We start from the raw sequence: 15,473 nt of genomic DNA on the forward strand, positions 1-15,473 counted from the left end.
ACGTATCAAATATACGCTCCGCTTAAAAATCAAATTTCGCCTCGTCTAAGCGAAAAATACTGCGCCTTGCTCTACCGTATTTAAATTTCTAGTTTAAATTTTGCACCGCCTGCATTCAAATTTTGCATCAATTTAATTTAAGCTTCCACACCGAAAAGCGTTTAAATTTAGCTATAATCGCTCAAATTTTATCAAAACAAATTTGAGTAAATTTAAAGCTTCCAATCTCTAGTCGTGCAAACTCTGCACTCACTCAAATAACAACAAAAGGAAAAATTTGAACTCTTCAAAAGCTTCACTATCTTTTTTAGTCGTACTAATTGTACATCGCTATCTACGGACGTATATCTACCTGCTATGCCTACGATGGAGCGGCAGCTGCACGGCGATGCGGAGCTTACGATAACGGGCTTTTTGATCGGCTTTGCTATCGTGCAGCTCGTCTGGGGGCCTATCAGCGATAGGATCGGGCGTAAAATCCCGCTTTTCATCGGTATGGCGCTCTTTGCGATCGGATCAGTAGGATGCGCGATGTCGGACAATATGGCTAGCGTCGTGTTCTGACGTGTGTTTCAGGCCGTAGGCGCATGCGTAGGACCGATGCTAAGCAGGGCGATGATTAGCGATCTTTTTGGTAGCTCGCAGGCCGCACAGATGCTCTCTACGCTGGTTATCATCATGGCGATAGCGCCAATAGCGGGTCCGTTATTGGGCGGCGCGATAATGGAATTTGGCTCTTGGCACAGGATATTTTGGCTGATGGCGCTAGCTAGCGCGGTTATGTTTGCGATGATTTTTTCTCTGCCAGAGACCTTGCCGCCGCAAAAGCGCTCCACAAAGCCCATCGCATCGTCTTTTAGAAACTATCTAAGATTATTGCAAGACGCCAAATTTATGCGCTACACTCTTAGCGTGACGTTTTTCTACGTAGCCGCCTATGCCTTTATCACGGGCTCATCGTTTGTATATATCGATTATTTCGGCATTCCTAGCAAATACTACGGATTTTTATTCGGTATAAACATCGTGGGCGTCATGGCGCTAAGTTTCGTAAACAAAAAGCTGGTAAAGCGCTATGCGCTAAACCGCCTACTCATAGTCTCCACGCTCGTCGCCGCGCTTGCTGCCATCGTGCTGTTTGCGTTTGCGTTTCTCAAAACGGGCGGCGTTTTTGGCGTGATAATCCCGATGTTTTTCGTTTTTAGCATGAACGGCATCATCGCTTCTTGCTCCAATGTCGCCGCTCTTGATAGCGTGCCGCAGGAGATGAAGGGCTCGGCCGCTGCGCTCATCGGCTCGCTGCAATACGGTAGCGGCATCCTCTCCTCGGCGATGCTTGCGGCGTTTTCTGCGGGTACACCGTGGACGATGTCTTGGATCATAGCTCTGTTTGTTTGGCTAAGCGCGCTCGCGGCGTATTTTAATAAATAAATTTAGCCTTGCTGGTTTGGCTCAAATTTTAGTCAAATTCGCAAATTTGGGTCACTAAAGCTAAAAATCAAATTTGATGCTGGCGGGCCTAGCCAAATTTTACTTTTTCTTATTTTCGCTTTTTTGCGTGCTTAGCACCTCAAATTTTTGTTTTAAAATTTTAAAAATCTCGTGCTTTGAGAGTTCGTATTTGTCGTATATCACGGCGTTATCATCGCCGCTAGGCTGCATCAGGCCATATGCTAGCCCGCCTTTTTTTAAATTTTATGTTTGAAACACTAATTTTGCGCTTGGCGTCTATCTCGGGGATGCCTCGTCGATATCTTTAAAATAAAATTTCGCATTCTTGCTGCCTTTTTTGTATCAAAAATCCGTCATCTTCGATTTTTCGGCATCACAGAATAAGAAACTAGGATAAAGAGGTAACTTCGGCGCAAGCTAACTTACTGGCGCCGAAATTGAAAGTTATTTTATCGCTGCCTCAAATCCAACATCTACATCCGGATAGCTCTTTCCACCGTGAAATGGTTTGGCAGCAGCAGCAAATTTATCAAAGCTCTCATTTAACTTCAAATCATTTACAAGATCAACCGAAAATTTTGCTATTAGCTTGCCATTTTGTACTTCATATTTTGTTTTAAAAATTTTTGAATTGCCATTTATGCTAAGCTCAACATCCATTTCTCCAGCCTTATCGTCGCCATTTACTGCTACGATCTTGCCATCTACTGCCTTGCCATCGAAAATAATGCCAATTCTTTTATCGCGGTCAGGTAGCTTTGTGTCTATATCTTTTGGCTCTAGCTTAAATTCAAAGCTCTTTAAAAAATCAGCAAAATTTGCATTTTCTTGACTTTTAAAATTTATCGTTTTAAAAGTACCTGGTACGGCTGTTTTATTTGCTAGCTTGTAACCAGTAAATGTTACCTTTGGTTCACCTTCTACGCTAAATGCAAGAGCTGAAACTGCAAAAAATGAAGCTGTTAAAGCAACAGAAGTAAGTTTGTTCATAAAGAATCCTTTTTATAATATTGATAATAAATATCGCAAATTATATACCCACTTACTTCAAAAAAGACTTAAAATCTCTTTTTAATTAATGAATAAATTTTTAATAGCTTCTTACTCTGGATCATCGCTAAAATCGTTATCTCTAAAGATCACATAAAAATTTATGAGCCAAAATATAAAAGCGATCGCTATGAGCGTTGCTGGCAAATGGATATAAAAGCCACTCCAAAAATAAGCCAAAATTCCTCTACTAATGCCAGCTAAAAGAACTAAAATAAAAGCAATTCTACTAAGGCGTAAAAACTCAAGTTCTTGTCCGCTGTGACGAAGTCCTGCAACATTAAATATAAGCATCACACTAAAAACTACTGCATTTATCGCTATTAGATGCATAAAATTTGTCTCAAGATGGAGCCCAAAAATACCGCTAAAGCCGATCCCTAAAAATCCAATCGCTAAAAATAGTTGCATAAAATAGTATAAAAGTACAAAGCTATGCCTAAAAAGCTCTTTATAGTGCCACTCTTTAAGCTTTGCAAGTACCGCGCTTCCACAAGCTACCGCAGCATAATAGACACCCATGCTTGCTTCAAAAAATATATTTAAAAGTAAAAAAGTACAAACGCAGCAGATAGCGATATTTTTATAGATAAAATTTGGCACAAAAACAGCTTCATCCATACCTTTTTCTCTTTTTAACGCTTCTTTTCCAAGTACGACACTAACGCGGTATGAGATGAGTAAGATAGCGATCACGTGGATAAAGACTTGTAAATTTAAAAATTTTTCATTGCCACTTATTAGATAATAAATTTCAAAGCCTAAAATACCAAACAAAAAGCCAAGCACGCCAAATTGATCATCATTTTTATCTCGCCAGATCATATAAACACAAAGCAAAACCAAGTAAAACCAAAAAAGAGCGATAAAGCAGTGTGCTAAAAATAGGCTAAAAAATGCCAATATAAAGCTTATGAAAAAGAGTGAAAATAATATATAGGCGTGTATTTTTAAAGATGCTTGAAAATTTGTCCAATCAGTTAGTCCAGTTAGCAAAAATCCAGCATAAGCAAGCGCTAAAAAAAGTTGCAAAAATATAAATTTATGCAAACTCACAAAATCAGTTGGAGTAAAAAACACACTAGCACCAAGAACCGCACAGGCGGCACTCATTAAGAAAAATATCCTCATAGGATGAGTAAAAAAGTTATTAATCATAATAAATTTGCCCTTTGAAATTTTCATCTATCATCTTGCTAATAAACGTAAAATCGCGCTCTTTGAAATCTTTGTCTATTTCAAGTTCTCTTTGTATGACTGCACCTTTACTTGATAGGAAATAAATTCTATTTGACATCTTCACAGCTTCCATTCTATCGTGCGTGACAAGAACTACACTCATACCTTCGCTCACTCTTTGGCCAATAATTTCAATTAAAATTTCTTTCATATCATAATCAAGCCCAGAAAAAGGCTCATCCATCAAAAGTAGATCAGGTTTTGTCACGACCGCTCTTACGAAAGCGACCCTTTGTCTCATGCCACCGCTTAGCTCACTTGGGTATTTTAAAGTGTCCTTTTGACTTAGTCCAACCTTTTTAAAAAGCTCTAAAACGGCGTTAATGTCTGGTTTATCCATAACTAAAAGCACATTTTCAAGAGCATTTTTCCATGTAAGTAGGCGATTTTCTTGGAAAAAATATGTAGTCTTTTTAAAGCTATTAAAAATTTTCCCTTTTCTAGGCTCATTTAGTCCGCTAATAAGCCGAAGTATCGTCGTTTTGCCACATCCAGATGGCCCAAAAAGCGTCACTACCTCGCCACCTTTTACATTTAGGCTAAAATTCCTTACGACCTTATCTCTTAAAATTTCATACTCTACATTTTTAAGCTCAAGCATCATCTTCTCCAAGGCATCAAAGCTATTTTTAGTGGCTCGATGATGAGGTATTCAAAGAGCATGATAAGAGTGATGCTTAAAAGAACATACGCCATTACCTCGGTTGTTTCAAGCATTGCTCTTGCATTTGCTATCTTTGCTCCCATGCCGTTATTTGCACCTAGTAGCTCAGCCATTATGACTATCTTTACACCCATTGCGACAGCTACGCTAATAGAGCTTATTATGTAGCTCGTAAGATGTGGGATGTAAAGGTGTCTTATCTTTTTTAAAATTCCTAGATTATAAGCGTCAAACATCTCTTTTAGCTCCTCATCTACGCTACTCATAGCAACTGCTGAGCTTGCAAAAGTAAGCGGTAAAACGGTTATAAAGATAGTAAAAACGGTACTAAAATTTCCAAATCCAAACCAAAAAATAGCAAGCACTATCCAAATAATCGGTGGCATCGACAAAAGCAAGGTAATAACAGGCTTTAAAAAGGCTGCAAAACTTTTAAAGCTACCTGCTATTAGCCCTAAAAATATACCAAAAAATGTTGCCGAGCAAACTCCAATCAGTGATCTGCAAAGAGTTATGTTTATCTCGCTGTTTTTGTAATCTTTTAAAATTTCACAGGCTTTTAAAAATACATCTTTTGGTGGCGGAAGCAAGAGTGGGGAGCTAAACTCGCTTCCCACTTGCCAAATGGCTAAGATCAAAAAAACTACGGCAAATCCGCTAAATCCGCCCCAAAAATAGTCAATTATTTTTAAAAAGCTTGAGCGATCTTTTTTAATGCCATCAATTAGTATCATAAAAATAGACCTTTATCTGGCATCTTGCCACCTAGAAATTTTGGATTAAACTGATAAATTTCTTCAAAAAACGCCATGATCTCATTTTGTAGTTCATTTGCTTTTGTTACTGTTAGATTTGCCTTGTCAAAGGCATTTGCAAGTGCTACTTCTGGAGCTGGCAAGTAGCTTGAGCCTATCTTTGCTGCACTTTGTTTGTTTTCAAGTATCCATGAAAGTGCATTTTTAAGATCGCTATGAAGCGTGTCAAATAGACTTAAGTTTTTCTCGTAAAAGCCTCTTTCTACGATAATGCCAGCCATTGGGATTATCGGTTTTGTACCAAAACTCTCGCCCCAAATTTTTGGAAAATCAACTGAGTAATGCACGCTAACGCCTGCTTTTTTACCGCGCAAAATAGTCGCTTCGCCAAGAGGTTGTGGAACTATTAAAACGTCAAAATCTTTTTGTAAAAATAAAAGCAGTGCCTCTGGAGGCGTTGCTGTATAAGTGATATCTATCTTGCTAACGTCTATACCTCGCTTCTTGCAAAGTGCCCTTAGGACAAGATCAGGCATATCACCTCGAAATGGCATGACTAGCTTTTTGCCTACAAAATCTTCTAAATTTTTGATCTTTTCATCCTTAACCATAGCGTTCATTACGCCAAGAGTCAGTAAATTTAACATAGCAAAATCAAGCCCTTGGTTTCTTAAATTTGCAGCGACATTTGATGGTGACATTGTGACTTTAATATCTCCACTAGCTACGCCTGCACGAAGCTGATCTGGTGTTTTCCAGATATTTAGGCTTACATCATAAGTTTTATTTAGCTCCCCTTGCAGCGCAGCAACTGCCATGATAACGCTTGGGATCGCTGGTGCGCCCCACATAGTAAAGCTCTCTTTTGCAAATAAATTTGGTGCAAATGCGCTAACGCCTAAAGCTGTGCTAAGTCCTAAAAATTTTCTTCTATCTAGCATATTTTTCTCCTTTAAAAACTGCTGTGGAAACTAATGAAAAATGTCCTGCCAGGGGCATGAACGACTACTGGATCAAGTGCTGCCACGTGATCACCGCTGATAAATTCCGCATAATCTTTATCAAATAAATTTGCTACGCCAAATCTTATGCCAACTTTATTTTTAAACTCTACGCCGCCATAAAGATCAAGCAAACCAAATCCTTTTGCAGCTTCTTTTTTGTCGATACCTAGGCCATTTTGCTTGCTGAAATCGCCTCTAGTTTGCTTTGAAACTAGCCTTAGCGCAGTGCCAAGGTTGTAGCTACCAAAGCTTGCATAGTCTTTGTAGTCAAATGCAAAATTTGCCTCAAAAGGTCTTATTTGATAAAGCGGTCTGCCATCGGTTTTGTTTTGTCCGTAGTTGTAGTAAAGTGAGCTTTTTAAGCCAAAGTGCCTTGCAAAGCTATATTCTGAGTTTAAATTTACACTATAAAGCGTTGCATCAACGTTTCTTGAGATGACGGCATTTTTATTTAGCGGCATCGTAGCTTTTGAGTGGCGTCTATCAAAAATGATCAAATTTTTAACGCTATCAGCGATGAAATGTCCTCCAAAGCTAAATGCATCTTTGTTTTGTAAAGAGTTTAGGTATTCTTTGTAAAACTGGCTGCCAAATTTAAAGCCAAGAACTGCTCTATTGTGCCTTTCTGGCTCTAAATTCGGATTTGCTATCCAGCCATTATCGCCTGCACCATAAAGTGCATTAAAACGCTCCATATTACTTGGCAAGCGAGATAAGCTCTCAAGTTTTGCAAAATAGCTATCCTTGTCGTTTGGTGTAAATTTATATTTTAAACTTGCGCTAAAAGCGTCTTTTTTGATCTTGTCACTTACGTCCTCACCGTAAATTTGACGAACTAATTTGCGAGTGGTATTAGGTGCGATCGGATTTGGTGCAAAAAATTTAGTGTCGATGCCATTTAATTTACTTCTTTGCTCTTCATATTTTAAGGCAAGAGAAGCTTCATTTGCTTCATTAAATTTATAAGCGAGTGTGTCAAAGAGCATAAATTTATCATTTCTAACATCAGCAAATCTGTATCCGTTAAAGACCCAGTTGTTGCCTTGCTTCATGTATCTTTTGCCGTCATGTTTATCTTTTTCAAAGCCAGTGCCTATTTGATTGTGAAAGCTTGCAAAGTCAGCGTCATACTTTAAATTTGCCTCAAATATATTTCTCTTTAAATCCACTTTCACATTTGGAGTGGCATCTCTTAGATGAAAATTATCAGCTTTTCGCTCAACCTTTTTTACAGCAAGCTCAAGATTTAGTGTGTTTGATAGATCTTCTTCACCCAAGCGAATATTTAGCTTGCCGACTTTTCTGGTTGTTTTAAAAGCATCCATTGCATGCTCTGGTTGCTTATCTTTATCGATATTGTCCCTTAAAAAAGTAAGCCTAAGCTCGCTAAGCTCATTTGGTACGAAACCTAAGATAGCGCTTTGACCTTGTCTGTTGTAGCCATAGTCCCATCTTTTGCCACTGCCATCTTTGTAGTTATTTGCTTTGGTGAAATTTGCGTTTAAAATGGTATAAAAATTTGCGCCGCGATATTTAAAAAGCGATGAGTTGTAAAAGCTTTTGCCATACATTCCAGCTGAAATATGAAACATATCAGCTGAGCTGTCAAGCAAATTCGTAACAAATGGGTATTCACTTCTTTGAGTGCGGTCAAATTGATTTTCTACAAAGGCGCTTTGTGCAACATTTGGTGTGATGACTGGTGGCGGTGCAAATTCTCTAATAGGCTTTATAATGTCTAAATTTGCTTCATTTGCTAAAAGCAGCGATGAAAAAACTGCCAGGCTTAAAATGGGCCTCATAAAAACTCCTTTTAAAATATAATTATGATTTTTTTTATCATAATTCTAATACTAAATTTATTTATAAGAGTTGATATAAATCATTATTTTAAAAATAAAATAAAATTTTAATTTTTAAAAACCATAGAAAATGGAGGAATATTAAATTATTTATTTTTTACAAGGCTGCCAAAAAATATAAAGTTTTAAGTAGTAAAATAGGGCATGAACAAACTAGGCTTTAAATTTACTAAGCCTATCTCTTAGCTCTTTTGAGATGGTAAATTTTGAAAGTTCGTATTTGTCAAAAATAATGATCATGTCATCACCAATAGGCTGTACTAGGCCAAAACAAGCATCTCTATCAAGACGATTTTTTCTAAATTTTACGCTTAAAGTTTCCACTTTTTTCTTATCGCCAAAGCTCCTAATGGCTATCTCATCAATATCTTTAAAGTAAAATTTGATGTTTTTTGATCCTTTTGTGATGATAAATCCATCATCATTAATACGCAAAAAGTTGTTTTGTAAAATTTTTCTGATACAAAAAAATGCCGAGAGAGCACCGACAATGATACCAAGAAGAGATGGCGTGCCAAGAGCTAAATAAAAGTAGCCAAAAATGCTAAATATAAATAGCCCAACGCCAAACGCCAATGTTAAAAATAGATCTTTTTTACTCTCTTTTGTTATCACCATATCTCCTTACTAAGCTAAAATCCCAGCACCATTTATCGCTTGGCTGCGTTCTTTTGCATAAATTCTCTCGCCATTTATCACGTCGTATTTCCAGATCGGTGCATTGGCCTTAAAGTCCTCGACAAATTCGTTTATAAGCCTTAGTGCGACCTTTCTTTGAGGGCTCACAATGCCTGCTACATATGAGCTCGTATGCACTGCCACATCGCCTTTTGAGTGAGCAAAGAGCACGTAGGCATTTTCTTTTTTGGCTCTCTCTTCCCAAGCTTCGAGCCATTTTTTAAGTATTGGCTCATAGATGTCAAAGCTAAGTGCCGAAATGCCACCTTCTTCTCTTACAATTCCAACAAAAGTGATGAGCGCGCCGCAGTTTTTATCCTTAAACCTATCATACCACTCGTTTGTGATTCTTTGGACATCCAAGCTTCCGTTATAAATTTGCATCTTAACCCCCACAAACTGGCGGTAAGATAGAAATTTTATCGCCTGATTTAAGGGTAAAATTTATATCACTTACGATCTCATCGTTTACGGCGACTGCACAAATATTTAGCCATTTTTTTAGCTCCTCTTTATCGCTTAAAGCCGCTTTTACCTCGCCTAAATTTTTTGCTTCTATTTTTATACTCTCAAGCCCGATAGGCCCAAGAAATTCGATCTCTATCACATTTTATCCTTTGAAATTTTTGGTGATTTTACTTAAAAATAAATTTAGATATACTTATTTGAAAATTTAAAAAGTGAGAGAAAATGAAGGAAAATTTAAAGAAAATAAAAACCCCAGCCTATGTCTGCGAAGAGGCAAAAGTACGTAAAAATTTGGAGCTTTTAAAATACGTCAAAGAACAAAGCGGAGCCAAAATTTTAGTAGCACTTAAGGGCTTTGCATTTAGTGGAGTGATGGATATGGTGGGCTCTTATCTTGATGGCGCGACTTGTAGTGGGCTTCATGAGGCAAAATTTGCAAACGAATACGTAAAAGGCGAGATTCATACTTATAGTCCAGCCTTTAAGGATGAGGATTTTGATGAAATTTTAAAAATTTCGAAACACATCACATTTAACTCTTTTGCACAGTGGCAAAAATTCAAGGGTATTGCCCTGCAAAATGGCATAATCTGCGGCCTACGCGTAAATCCAGAGGTCTCGCTAGCCCCAACTGACAGCTATAATCCATGCGGTAAATTTAGCAGGCTTGGCATTACAAGGGTAAATTTTAAGCCTGAGCTTCTTGATGGTATTAGTGGGCTTCATTTTCACGCACTTTGCGAGGAGAGTGCGAGCAGCTTGCAGATCGTACTGGAAGCGTTTGAAGAGAAATTTGGCGAGTTTATCCCAAAGATGAAGTGGATAAATATGGGCGGCGGTCACCACATCACGAGGGCTGATTACGACGTTGAGCTACTTATAAATATCATTAGGCGCTTTCGCAAAAAATACGGCGTAGAGGTATATCTGGAGCCTGGTGAGGCTGTGGGCTGGCAGACTGGCTTTTTGATAAGCAGCGTGCTTGACATCGTGCATAACGAAAAAGACATAGCCATCCTTGACACCTCGGCCGAAGCACACATGCCTGATACTGTGCTCATGCCTTACCGCCCAGCTGTTAGATGTGAGAGTAAAAATGGTAAATTTGCTTATAGATTTGGCGGCAATACCTGCCTAGCAGGTGATATAGTAGGGCTTGAAGCGGGCGATGCGGAGTATAAATTTGATAGCGAGCTAAAAATTGGCGACCGAGTCATCTTTGAAGATCAAATTCACTACACTATCGTGAAAAACACGACATTTAACGGCATAAAACTGCCTGATCTTCTACTTCTAAAAGAAAATGGCGAGATCAAGATGATTAGAGAGCTAGGCTACGAAGAGTATAGGCGTAGAAACTAGAATTTTGCTTTTTGAAGGTAAATTTGGCTTTTTAAATTTAGGTCAAATTTATCTACCTTGCCAATTTTGCCAAAATGCATTTGAACTGCCGCCTAAATTTCAGCCCTAAACATTTTGGATTTGTCTTTAATATAAAATATAAAAAGATGGAATAAATTTAGTTTCTACAAATTTATCTTGGTGGCATTTTTGGTAAAGATATTTTTATTTTAAAATTTAAACTTACTAAATTTGGATTTGGCGAATTTGTATTTAGACTGCAAGCTGCAAATTGATTTAAATTTATTCTCTACAAATTTTATCTTGACGCTTCTTGCTAAAGATATTTTGCTTGCTATCTTTTTAAATTTAAAATCGAAATTTGATCGCTAAATTTAGTAATTTTCTGACTTTATCTAGAATTTTAAAATTTAATACCCATAAATTTTGGCAAATTTATCTATCTTTGAGCTTTTTTGCCAGTTGTATTCGGTTTCGGTTGCGATATTTTGGGCTAGCTCCTTGCCAAAATGATCGCCGATAAAGCCAAGCACCATATCCATGCCAGCAGCGACGCCTGAAGCTGTGTAAAACTTACCTGCTCTCACCCACCTAGCGCGCTCTTGCCATTTTACAGCCTTGCCGCAACTTTTTACCCACTCAAGCGATCTTTTGTTTGAGGTAGCCTTAAGGCTGTCAAGCTCTCCAGTGCGAGCGATGAGAGCCGAGCCAGTGCATACACTTAGGCAAATTTGAGATGCCAAAACGCACTCTTTAAGCTTTAAGATAAACTCACTATCATTTACAAGCGCCCTTGTGCCCTGACCTCCAGGGAGTAGCAAAACGCTCTCTTTTGGCATCTTGCTAAGCTTTTTTGTTTTTATAAAAAAGCCTTGCTTGCTTCTTTTCATCCCACCATCAAACGAGACGTAGCTTATCTTCATCCCAGGCACCCTTGCTAAAAACTCTACCGGCCCCATAAGATCAAGCGTCTCGTAGTCATCAAAGATAAGAGCGTAAATGTCCATTGCTTCGCCTTTTATTAGAGATCTAAAATGCTTTTGATATTTTAATTCAATTTTTAGAAAATATAAATTTAAAAAGGTATTTTGAGTTAAAAAGCTAAATTTATAAAGCATTGGCTTTTTGATAAAAATATTCAAATTTATTTAGTACTATTTCCAAATTTGAGTTTAACCACGTTTTTAGGTGAAAAATTGAGATTTTTACTGCTCAAAATTTATATCAGCGTTTATCAAAATTAACAAAACTTAAATATTTTTTATAAAAATTTTAGTAATCTTTTTTGCTAAGGTTTGCTTGTGATTAGCTCTGATATAATAGCCACAAAACGGCATAGCTGTGTGATTTTAGCATATTTAACCAAAGCTTAAATCATTTAAGCTTTAGCAAATAAAGGAATAAAATGACGAGAATTCTTACTCTACTTTTTACATTGTCCGTTGCGGCAATGGCCATTGAAGGACCAACTGGTGTCAATCAATTTGACAGCACCATTTGGGCAGCACAGAGGATAGAAAATATCAAGCCTTATGAGCATGGCTGGGGCCCGATATTTACTTTTATACAAGGCAACGACTACTTCGCGATAGCTGCACTTTCTATCATTTTAGCTGTTATCGGCGCGTTCGTGCTACACTTCTTGATCATCGGACCAAAACACTTTAGTCACGATGGCAAAAAAGTATTTGCGTTTTCACTGATCGAACGTATAGCTCACGGCTTAGCTGCGATCTCTTGGATCATCTTAGTGCCAACTGGCATCATCATCATGTGGGGTGCAGAGCTTGGTGGTGGCACATTTGTGCGTTTCTGTAGATACTTGCACGATATAGCGACTATTATATTTGCTATTTCTGTGCTTCCTATGTTATTTGCTTGGACTATCAGAATGCTTCCAGCTGTTTATGACATAAGATGGATGATGATAGTTGGTGGCTATCTATCAAAGAAGAAAAAACCAGTCCCTGCTGGTAAATTTAACGCTGGTCAAAAGGCATGGTACTGGATCGCTATCCCTGGTGGTATCGTTATGATAATTACTGGCGCGATTATGTATTTTACAGACTTCAAAGAGCCAGCGGTTGCTTCTTGGTTTGGTCTTACACAAATTGATCTTTTAAGATACAGCGTAATTATCCATAACTGTCTTGGCATCGCATGTGCAGTATTTTTCTTAGTTCATATTTATATGGCAGCTATTGCTATTCATGGTGCTATTTGGTCGATGATTACTGGATATAAAGAGGAAGAAGAAGTTTATGTTCTTCATCACTACTGGTACCAAGAGCTCGTTAGAGAGAATAAAATTCCAGTATCTGATTATGAAAAGTCTTATACAAATTTAAAATAATTAACTTTACTTTGACCTTGCTAGTAAGCGAGGTCAAAGCTCTCTTTTATCTCAAATTTATACATTAAAATTTTTAAAATAATTAATATTTTTTGGCTATAATCCAAACTAGTTTCAAGGTTTGAAATACTAATCACAAAAGGAAAAATAATGACAACAACAATTGATTGTAGAAATTTAGAATGTCCAAAGCCAGTCATCATGACTAAAAACGCGCTTGATGGCTTAAATGAAGGCGACAACTTGGAAATTTTAGTAAATGCATTAGCACCAAAAGAGAATATCTCAAGATTTTTAAAAAATCAAAATATAAATTTTAGCCTTGAAAACAATGGCAACGAGACTAAAATTTTAGCCACGAAAGGCAAAAACGCAATTGAGCTTACAAATTTTGATGAATTTGTCTGCGATATCACACCAAAAAGCGAAAAAGTTCTCTATCTAAACGACGAGCGCGCAGGAAGCGGCGATGTTGGTATAAGCTTACTTGCAAAATTCCTTGGAGCTTTTCTTCAGGTGGATAAAAAACCAAAGATAATAATATGTGTAAATAATGCTGTAAAAATGACAACAAATCGCTCACATCCAAGCTTTAAACCACTTAAAGACCTTGAAGCTGCTGGAGTGCAAATTTTAAGTTGTGGGAGCTGCTTAGAGTCATATAAACTAGTAAGCGATCTTGCAATTGGTGAAATTTCAAATGCCTATGAGATCATTGATATACTTTCAACTCACGAGCAGATCAGCCTATGATCTATCATGATAAAAAGCTTACGCAGTTTGTTAGAGCCGCTGGCTGAGCTGCTAAGCTTGACCCGTCGGGTCTACACAAAACGATTAGTAGTTTAAATTTATCTCATCCAAACCTACTCTCAAGCACTAACTCAAACGAAGATGCAAGCGTTTTTAAAATTTCAAGTGACCTTGCATTGGTTCAAACGCTTGATTTTATAACGCCTGTGGTAAATGATCCATTTATATATGGACAGATCGCAGCTGCAAATAGCTTAAGCGACGTTTTTGCTATGGGCGGTGAGGTGATGAATGCACTAAATATTGTTGGCTTTGATAGTTGTAATCTCGCGCCTGAAATTTTGGGCGAAATTCTGCGAGGTGGAGCCGATAAGGTAAAAGAGTGCGGCGGTATCATAGTTGGCGGACATACGATAGAGACGCAGCAGATGTATTATGGGCTTAGCGTCACTGGAAGGGTGCATCCTGATAAATTTTGGGCAAATAATACAGCCACAAATGGCAATGTTTTAATCCTTACAAAACCACTTGGAAGTGGTATTTTAAGTACAGCGATAAAGGCTGATTTACTAAGCATAGATCAGATAAAAGAGGCTGTAACTATCATGGCGCAGCTAAATTCATACGCCGTAAAAGCGCTTGAAGGTATCAAAGTCTATGCGGCTACTGATGTGACTGGATTTGGCTTTTTGGGGCATTTAAGCGAAATGCTAAATGAAAAGATCAGTTTTGAAATTTATGAAAAAAATGTGCCAATCATTGCAAGTGCAAAGGAATTTGCAGATATGGGCATCATTCCAGAGGGAAGCTATAAAAACCGCGAATTTGCAAAGCATTTTATAGACAAGGAAGCTGATATTTTACTATTTGACGCACAAACTTCTGGTGGGCTTTTGCTTGCAGTTGGTGAAAAGGACGCGATGCTTGCAGTAAAACGCTTAAAAGAAGTAGGTTATGAAAGCTCGGCTATTGTTGGCTCTGCGGTGCCAAAGAGCGAGTTTGGTATATTTTTAAGATAAATTTTTAAAAATAGCATGCTATTCATTGCGTTAATGAAATCTTTTAATTTACTTAACCATTCTATAATTTCAAAAACTACAAAGGAGAGATGATGAATTATCTTGAAATTTTAAAATTTCGTCATGCTTGCAAGGTTTTTGACGAAAGCAAAAAAATCGGTGCTGGAGAGTTTGATTTTATACTAGAAGCTGGCAGGTTAAGTCCTAGCTCAACTGGACTTGAGCAGTGGGATATCTTAGTTGTTCAAAATAAAGAGCTTAGAGAAAAAATAAAAGCTCTTTCATGGAATCAAGCGCAAATCACATCTTGCTCACATTTAGTTATCGTTTTAGCTAAGATCAAAGAGGTAAAATTTGGAAGCGCATACGTTAATAAAATGATTGCTAGAAATACTAATAAAGATCCTGAAGCAATTGCTGTAAGGCAAAAATTTTATCATGACTTTTTGCTAGCAAATTTTAAAAATGATGATGAGCTAACATTTCAGTGGTCACATGAGCAGTGCATGATAATTGCCACAAATATGATGAATGCAGCTGCGAGTTTGGGCATTGATAGTTGCCCGATAGAAGGCTTTGACAGACACGCTTTAAATGAGCTTTTAGGGCTTGATGAGAGCTTTCAAAGAGTGGCTATCATGGTGCCATTTGGCTACCGTCTAAATCCACAACCAAAAAAACTTCGCAGAGAAATTTCTGATATCGTTACTTGGATCTATTAAGATATTTGAGCCAAATTTTAAATAAATTTTTGGCTCAATTTTAAATAAATCAATAAATTCTAAATAAATACTTACTTTTATAAACCCAAATC

The 15,473-nt window shown here is 37.5% G+C and carries 16 protein-coding genes and 1 pseudogene; 6 read left to right on the top strand and 11 right to left on the bottom strand.

All coding sequences use genetic code 11. The features are described 5' to 3' along the window. Positions 1-366: 366 nt before the first annotated feature. Positions 367-1,431 (top strand): annotated as a pseudogene (locus tag CCON33237_RS01605) (multidrug effflux MFS transporter). A 99-nt stretch (positions 1,432-1,530) separates the two neighbouring features. Here the strand turns inward: CCON33237_RS01605 and CCON33237_RS10005 are convergent. The 10 genes from CCON33237_RS10005 to CCON33237_RS01655 form a co-directional block, all read right to left on the bottom strand. Then, positions 1,531-1,662: a hypothetical protein gene (locus CCON33237_RS10005; RefSeq protein ID WP_257719890.1), complete on the bottom strand. Its 132-nt coding sequence runs from the start codon at positions 1,660-1,662 to the stop codon at positions 1,531-1,533. Positions 1,663-1,896: 234 nt separating this feature from the next. Continuing rightward, a complete protein-coding gene (locus CCON33237_RS01615) occupies positions 1,897-2,442 on the bottom strand; it encodes a hypothetical protein (RefSeq protein WP_054196110.1) in 546 nt (181 codons plus the stop codon). Positions 2,443-2,553: 111 nt separating this feature from the next. Continuing rightward, complete coding sequence (locus CCON33237_RS01620) at positions 2,554-3,660, bottom strand: NnrS family protein (RefSeq protein WP_054197367.1); 1,107 nt, start codon at positions 3,658-3,660, stop codon at positions 2,554-2,556. After that, a complete protein-coding gene (locus tag CCON33237_RS01625; protein ID WP_054197368.1) occupies positions 3,653-4,342 on the bottom strand; it encodes an ABC transporter ATP-binding protein in 690 nt (229 codons plus the stop codon). The genes CCON33237_RS01620 and CCON33237_RS01625 overlap by 8 nt, the downstream gene beginning before the upstream one ends. Next, positions 4,342-5,139, bottom strand: a complete 798-nt coding sequence (locus CCON33237_RS01630; RefSeq protein WP_054196111.1) for an ABC transporter permease — start codon at positions 5,137-5,139, stop codon at positions 4,342-4,344. Before CCON33237_RS01630 ends, CCON33237_RS01625 begins: the two co-directional genes overlap by 1 nt. Beyond that, the gene (locus tag CCON33237_RS01635; protein WP_054196112.1) at positions 5,136-6,101 is read right to left on the bottom strand and encodes an ABC transporter substrate-binding protein; all 966 of its coding nucleotides are present in this window, start codon (positions 6,099-6,101) and stop codon (positions 5,136-5,138) included. Before CCON33237_RS01635 ends, CCON33237_RS01630 begins: the two co-directional genes overlap by 4 nt. A gap of 11 nt (positions 6,102-6,112) precedes the next feature. Further along, positions 6,113-7,966 (bottom strand): TonB-dependent receptor domain-containing protein, encoded by a 1,854-nt coding sequence (locus CCON33237_RS01640; protein ID WP_054196113.1) that lies wholly within the window; start codon positions 7,964-7,966, stop codon positions 6,113-6,115. A 213-nt stretch (positions 7,967-8,179) separates the two neighbouring features. Continuing rightward, positions 8,180-8,641 carry a hypothetical protein gene (locus CCON33237_RS01645; RefSeq protein WP_054196114.1) on the bottom strand — a complete coding sequence of 154 codons (462 nt, stop codon included), beginning with the start codon at positions 8,639-8,641 and terminating at the stop codon, positions 8,180-8,182. Positions 8,642-8,653: 12 nt separating this feature from the next. Further along, entirely contained in the window at positions 8,654-9,088 is a 435-nt protein-coding gene (locus tag CCON33237_RS01650) for a molybdopterin synthase catalytic subunit (protein WP_054196115.1), read from the bottom strand. A gap of 1 nt (position 9,089) precedes the next feature. Further along, on the bottom strand, positions 9,090-9,311 hold the full coding sequence (locus CCON33237_RS01655; protein WP_054196116.1) for a MoaD/ThiS family protein: 222 nt from the start codon (positions 9,309-9,311) through the stop codon (positions 9,090-9,092). 83 nt (positions 9,312-9,394) lie between these two features. Here CCON33237_RS01655 and nspC point away from each other — a divergent pair, with 83 nt between their 5' ends. Next, positions 9,395-10,534, top strand: a complete 1,140-nt coding sequence (gene nspC / locus CCON33237_RS01660) for a carboxynorspermidine decarboxylase (protein WP_054196117.1) — start codon at positions 9,395-9,397, stop codon at positions 10,532-10,534. A gap of 410 nt (positions 10,535-10,944) precedes the next feature. Here nspC and CCON33237_RS01665 read toward each other — a convergent pair whose 3' ends face one another. After that, complete coding sequence (locus CCON33237_RS01665; RefSeq protein WP_054197369.1) at positions 10,945-11,541, bottom strand: DJ-1/PfpI family protein; 597 nt, start codon at positions 11,539-11,541, stop codon at positions 10,945-10,947. Between the two features lie 398 nt (positions 11,542-11,939). Here CCON33237_RS01665 and CCON33237_RS01670 point away from each other — a divergent pair, with 398 nt between their 5' ends. From CCON33237_RS01670 to CCON33237_RS01685, 4 genes are all read left to right on the top strand, one after another. Continuing rightward, on the top strand, positions 11,940-12,887 hold the full coding sequence (locus CCON33237_RS01670) for a formate dehydrogenase subunit gamma (RefSeq protein ID WP_054196118.1): 948 nt from the start codon (positions 11,940-11,942) through the stop codon (positions 12,885-12,887). Between the two features lie 150 nt (positions 12,888-13,037). After that, positions 13,038-13,640, top strand: coding sequence for a sulfurtransferase-like selenium metabolism protein YedF (gene yedF, locus CCON33237_RS01675; RefSeq protein WP_054196119.1), 603 nt, complete (start codon positions 13,038-13,040; stop codon positions 13,638-13,640). Then, positions 13,637-14,659 (top strand): selenide, water dikinase SelD, encoded by a 1,023-nt coding sequence (gene selD, locus CCON33237_RS01680; protein WP_390622017.1) that lies wholly within the window; start codon positions 13,637-13,639, stop codon positions 14,657-14,659. Before yedF ends, selD begins: the two co-directional genes overlap by 4 nt. Before the next feature lie 92 nt (positions 14,660-14,751). Then, a complete protein-coding gene (locus CCON33237_RS01685) occupies positions 14,752-15,381 on the top strand; it encodes an NAD(P)H-dependent oxidoreductase (protein ID WP_054196121.1) in 630 nt (209 codons plus the stop codon). Positions 15,382-15,473: the final 92 nt, after the last annotated feature.

This window comes from Campylobacter concisus, assembly GCF_001298465.1.
In the GTDB taxonomy this organism is placed as follows: Bacteria; Campylobacterota; Campylobacteria; order Campylobacterales; family Campylobacteraceae; genus Campylobacter_A; species Campylobacter_A concisus.

Bases quoted from the DNA above. Each gene is read 5' to 3' on its own strand.
- CCON33237_RS10005 (WP_257719890.1), bottom strand. From the start codon at position 1,662: ATGCAGCCTAGCGGCGATGATAACGCCGTGATATACGACAAATACGAA.
- CCON33237_RS01615 (WP_054196110.1), bottom strand. From the start codon at position 2,442: ATGAACAAACTTACTTCTGTTGCTTTAACAGCTTCATTTTTTGCAGTT.
- CCON33237_RS01620 (WP_054197367.1), bottom strand. From the start codon at position 3,660: ATGATTAATAACTTTTTTACTCATCCTATGAGGATATTTTTCTTAATG.
- CCON33237_RS01625 (WP_054197368.1), bottom strand. From the start codon at position 4,342: ATGCTTGAGCTTAAAAATGTAGAGTATGAAATTTTAAGAGATAAGGTC.
- CCON33237_RS01630 (WP_054196111.1), bottom strand. From the start codon at position 5,139: ATGATACTAATTGATGGCATTAAAAAAGATCGCTCAAGCTTTTTAAAA.
- CCON33237_RS01635 (WP_054196112.1), bottom strand. From the start codon at position 6,101: ATGCTAGATAGAAGAAAATTTTTAGGACTTAGCACAGCTTTAGGCGTT.
- CCON33237_RS01640 (WP_054196113.1), bottom strand. From the start codon at position 7,966: ATGAGGCCCATTTTAAGCCTGGCAGTTTTTTCATCGCTGCTTTTAGCA.
- CCON33237_RS01650 (WP_054196115.1), bottom strand. From the start codon at position 9,088: ATGCAAATTTATAACGGAAGCTTGGATGTCCAAAGAATCACAAACGAG.
- nspC (WP_054196117.1), top strand. From the start codon at position 9,395: ATGAAGGAAAATTTAAAGAAAATAAAAACCCCAGCCTATGTCTGCGAA.
- CCON33237_RS01665 (WP_054197369.1), bottom strand. From the start codon at position 11,541: ATGGACATTTACGCTCTTATCTTTGATGACTACGAGACGCTTGATCTT.
- CCON33237_RS01670 (WP_054196118.1), top strand. From the start codon at position 11,940: ATGACGAGAATTCTTACTCTACTTTTTACATTGTCCGTTGCGGCAATG.
- yedF (WP_054196119.1), top strand. From the start codon at position 13,038: ATGACAACAACAATTGATTGTAGAAATTTAGAATGTCCAAAGCCAGTC.
- CCON33237_RS01685 (WP_054196121.1), top strand. From the start codon at position 14,752: ATGAATTATCTTGAAATTTTAAAATTTCGTCATGCTTGCAAGGTTTTT.